Source organism: Micromonospora sp. AMSO12t (assembly GCF_008806585.1).
Classification (GTDB): Bacteria; Actinomycetota; Actinomycetes; order Mycobacteriales; family Micromonosporaceae; genus Micromonospora; species Micromonospora reichwaldensis.
This window is the reverse complement of record NZ_WAAS01000408.1, coordinates 1-3980: the sequence shown is the minus strand read 5'-3', so window position 1 is coordinate 3980 and position 3980 is coordinate 1. Positions and strand designations below refer to the sequence as shown.

The window sequence follows — 3980 nt, the reverse complement described above, 5'->3', positions numbered from 1 at the left end:
GGAGGTCAGTGGAAGAAGTGGCGGGTGGAGGTCAGGTACATGGTGACGCCGGCCTGCTTGGCGGCGGCGATCACTTCCTCGTCGCGGATCGAGCCGCCCGGCTGCACGATCGCGCGGACGCCGGCGTCGATGAGGATCTGCGGGCCGTCGGCGAAGGGGAAGAAGGCGTCCGAGGCGCACACCGCACCACGGGCCCGGTCCGCTCCGGCCCGGGCGACCGCGAGCTGCGCCGAGTCGACCCGGTTGACCTGGCCCATCCCGACGCCGACCGTCGCACCGTCCCTGGCCAGCAGGATCGCGTTGCTCTTCACCGCGCGTACCGCCCGCCAGGCGAAGGCCAGGTCACGCAGGGTCGCCTCGTCCGCCGGCTCGCCGGTGGCCAGCCGCCAGTTGGCCGGGTCGTCGCCCTCGGCGTCGATCCGGTCGGCCATCTGCACCAGTACGCCGCCGGTGACCTGCCGCCACTCGGCCGGCAGCGGGGCGTAGGCCGGCGCGTGCAGCAGCCGGATGTTCTTCTTCGCCTGGAGGACCTCCACCGCGCCCTCGTCGAAGCCGGGCGCCACCAGCACCTCGGTGAAGATCTCCGACACCTGCCGGGCCAGCTCGACCGAGACCGGCCGGTTGACCGCGATCACCCCGCCGTACGCGGACACCGGGTCGCAGGCGTGCGCCTTGCGGTGCGCCTCGGCCACGTCGGCGCCGACCGCGATCCCGCACGGGTTGGCGTGCTTGATGATCGCCACCGCCGGCTGGTCGGCGAAGTCGTTGGCCGCCCGCCACGCCGCGTCCGCGTCGACGTAGTTGTTGTAGGACATCTCCTTGCCGTGCAGCTGCTCGGCCTGGGCGAGCCCGGCCGGGCTGGACGGGTCGACGTAGAGGGCCGCCGGCTGGTGCGGGTTCTCGCCGTAGCGCAGCACCGCCTGCCGGCGCAGCGACAGCCCGGCGAAGTCCGGCCAGCCGTCCTCCTCGGGCGCCAGCGTGGCGGCGCACCACTCGGCCACCGCCACGTCGTACTCGGCGATGACGGCGAAGGCGCGGGCGGCCAGCACGCGCCGCTGGGCCAGCGTGAAGCCGCCCTCACCGAGCGCGGCGAGCAGGGCCGGGTACGCGGCCGGGTCGGTCACCACGGCGACCGAGGCGTGGTTCTTGGCGGCCGCCCGGACCATCGCCGGACCGCCGATGTCGATCTGCTCGACGCACTCCTCGACGCCCGCGCCGGAGGCGACAGTGGCCTGGAACGGGTAGAGGTTGGACACCAGCAGGTCGATACCGGCGATGCCGTGCTCGTCGAGCTGGGCGACGTGGGAGTCCTTGCGCAGGTCGGCGAGGAGTCCGCCGTGCACCTTCGGGTGCAGCGTCTTGACCCGCCCGTCGAGGATCTCCGGGAAGCCCGTCACCGTCTCGACCGGGGTCACCGGTACTCCCGCGCCGGCGATGGCCGAGGCGGTGCTGCCGGTCGAGACGATCTCCACCCCGGCCGTGTGCAGCGCCCGGGCCAGCTCGACCAGGCCGGTCTTGTCGTAGACGCTGACCAGCGCCCGCCTGATCGGGCGGCGTTCGTCCTGAGTGGAACTCACGGGACCGTGACCTTTCTTCCGGTGATCGTCCAACCTTCGCGGACCAGGCGGCCCACCTGCTCGACGAGCTGGTGCCGCTCGGCTTCCTTGATGCGCTCGGTGAGCGTCTCGACGTCGTCGCCGTCGTGCACCGGCACGGCGACCTGCGCGACGATCGGGCCGGTGTCCATGCCGGCGTCGACGAAGAAGAGCGTCGCCCCGGTGACCTTCACGCCGTAGGCGAGGGCGTCACGCGGGCCGTGGATGCCGGGGAACGCCGGCAGCAGCGTGTTGTGCGTGTTCAGGTAGCGGTCGCCGAAGGCGGCCAGGAAGCGCGGGCCGACCAGCTTGAGGAAACCCGCGGAGACGACCAGGTCGGGCCGGTGCTCGGCGACGCGGGCGGTCAGCGCGGCGTCCCAGTCCTCGCGGCCAGGGTGGTCGGCGACCCGCTCGACGAAGGTCGGCACACCTGCCGCGGCGGCCCGGTCCAGACCCGCGATGCCGTCGCGGTCGGCGCCGACGGCCACCACCCGGGCCCCGTACGCCGGATCGACGCTCGCATCGAGCAGGGCCTGGAGGTTGCTCCCGGAGCCGGAGACGAGGACGACGATGCGGGCGACGGGCGCGGGCTCGGTCACCGGGCCACCCTATCGGGCCTGCCGCCGCTTCCATCCGCTGGGCATTGCGACATTCACCGACGACGCGAATGGTCCGGACCAGGTACGCTGCCGGTCGCTCGGGCCCGGCGCGCGTCGGCCCGCACCCGTCAGTGATCCGACGCCCCGCGGGGGTGTCGAGTGGAATGAGGAGTACGCCGAGATGCAGCCCGGATACCAGCCGCAGCAGCCGCAGATCAACAACAACATGACGATGTCGATCGTCGCCATCTTTCTCTTCTGGCCGCTGGCCATCCCGGCGATCATCAACGCCTCCAAGGTGAACCCGCTGCTCCAGCAGGGCGACTACGCCGGGGCCCAGGCCGCCGCCGCCGAGTCGAAGAAGTGGTCCAAGTGGGCGCTCATCGTCGGCATCAGCTGGTACGTGATCGTGCTGGTGTGCTGCCTGCTCGGTGGGCTCGCCGGTGTGATGGGCGGCGACACCTCCACCAGCAGCTACTGACAGATCGGACGAGGAGTCGCATGCAGCCCGGTTACCCCGGACAGGATCCGTACGGCCAGCAGCCGCACCAGGATCCGAACGCGCCGCACCACGACCCGTACGCCCCGCCGCCGGCGGCGCCGTACGGTCAGCAGCCCGCCTCCGGGCAGCCGAACGACCCGTACGCCGCGCCGCAGGATCCGTACGGCCAGCAGAACCCGTACGGTCAGCAGGACCCCTACGGCCAGCAGGACCCGTACGGCCAGCCGCCGACCTCGGGCCAGCCCTACGGGCAGCCGCCCACCTCGGGCCAGCCCTACGGGCAGCCGGCGCCGGGTCAGCCGTACGGGCAGCAGCCGTACCAGGACCCGTACGGCCAGCAGGCGTACTCGCAGCCGCCCATGTACCCCAACGCGGGATTCGCCGCGAAGGGGCCTGGGCAGCAGCAGAACACCCTCGGTCTGGTGTCCATGATCCTCGGCATCGCCTCGATCCCGATGGTCTGCTGCTACCTCGGCATCCCGCTGGGCATCGGTGCGCTGGTGACCGGGTGGATGGGCAAGCAGAAGGCCGCCCAGGGGCTGGCCGACAACAACGGTCAGGCCCTCGCCGGCCTGATCTGTGGCGCCATCGGCGTCGTGCTCGGCCTGCTCCAGATCATCTTCCTGGGCTTCAGTCTGACGCTGCCCAACCAGCCCTGACCGTCATGCGACAGGGGCGTCCCGGCCCGTCCGGGGCGCCCCTTCGGCGTCTTCCGGCCCCTCAGCGGGGCGCGCGGGACAGCACCCGGGTCGCGGCGGCGCCGATCAGCGCCCCGACCGTGACGACCGCGGTCGCCACCGCCGCCACCTGCCAGGCGACGGGCCCCACCTGGACCAGCCGGCCGCCGCCGAGCGATCCGGCGGAGGCGGCCGCGGCGGCGCCCAGCAGCAGACCGGCCACCGGGCCGGCGAGCGCCGCCGCCCCGAGCAGCGGCCCCCAGCGCAGCGGTGCCCGGTCGTCGGCGGCGAGCCGGAGCAGCCGGCGGGCCAGCAGCCAGCCCGCGGCCATCCCGGCGAGGACCGGCACCGCGAGCAGCCCGGCGCCGAGCCCGTCGACCGGCCCGCGCGGCAGCCCGGCCAGCAGCGGTACGGCCGGCAGCGCCCCCACGGAGACCTCGCTGGTGCGTACCGCCGTGTCGGTGCCGACGGCGAAACCCGGGCCGAGCAGGTAGCTGACCGACCAGATTGTGGCGTTGGGCGCGTAGGCGAGGCTGACCAGCGTGATCCCGGCCTGGCCGGCGACCCCGGTGCGGTAGGCCCCGATCAGGTCGGCGGCGTCCCCGCC

General features: G+C 73.3%; 5 protein-coding genes. 2 read left to right on the top strand and 3 right to left on the bottom strand.

Features of this window, described 5'->3' with window-relative positions; all coding sequences use genetic code 11:
• Positions 1-5: 5 nt before the first annotated feature.
• Both purH and purN read right to left on the bottom strand, forming a co-directional pair.
• A complete protein-coding gene (gene purH, locus F6X68_RS31365; RefSeq protein ID WP_151457632.1) occupies positions 6-1577 on the bottom strand; it encodes a bifunctional phosphoribosylaminoimidazolecarboxamide formyltransferase/IMP cyclohydrolase in 1572 nt (523 codons plus the stop codon).
• Entirely contained in the window at positions 1574-2194 is a 621-nt protein-coding gene (gene purN / locus F6X68_RS31360; RefSeq protein WP_151457631.1) for a phosphoribosylglycinamide formyltransferase, read from the bottom strand. The genes purH and purN overlap by 4 nt, the downstream gene beginning before the upstream one ends.
• A 181-nt stretch (positions 2195-2375) precedes the next feature.
• Here purN and F6X68_RS31355 point away from each other — a divergent pair, with 181 nt between their 5' ends.
• Positions 2376-2675, top strand: coding sequence for a CD225/dispanin family protein (locus F6X68_RS31355; protein ID WP_151457630.1), 300 nt, complete (start codon positions 2376-2378; stop codon positions 2673-2675).
• Positions 2676-2695: 20 nt separating this feature from the next.
• Complete coding sequence (locus F6X68_RS31350) at positions 2696-3355, top strand: DUF4190 domain-containing protein (protein WP_151457629.1); 660 nt, start codon at positions 2696-2698, stop codon at positions 3353-3355.
• Between the two features lie 61 nt (positions 3356-3416).
• On the opposite strand, the gene F6X68_RS31345 is transcribed toward F6X68_RS31350, so the two are convergent.
• A partial coding sequence (locus F6X68_RS31345) for a DUF6350 family protein (protein WP_225852544.1) occupies positions 3417-3980 on the bottom strand: 564 nt, incomplete at its 5' end.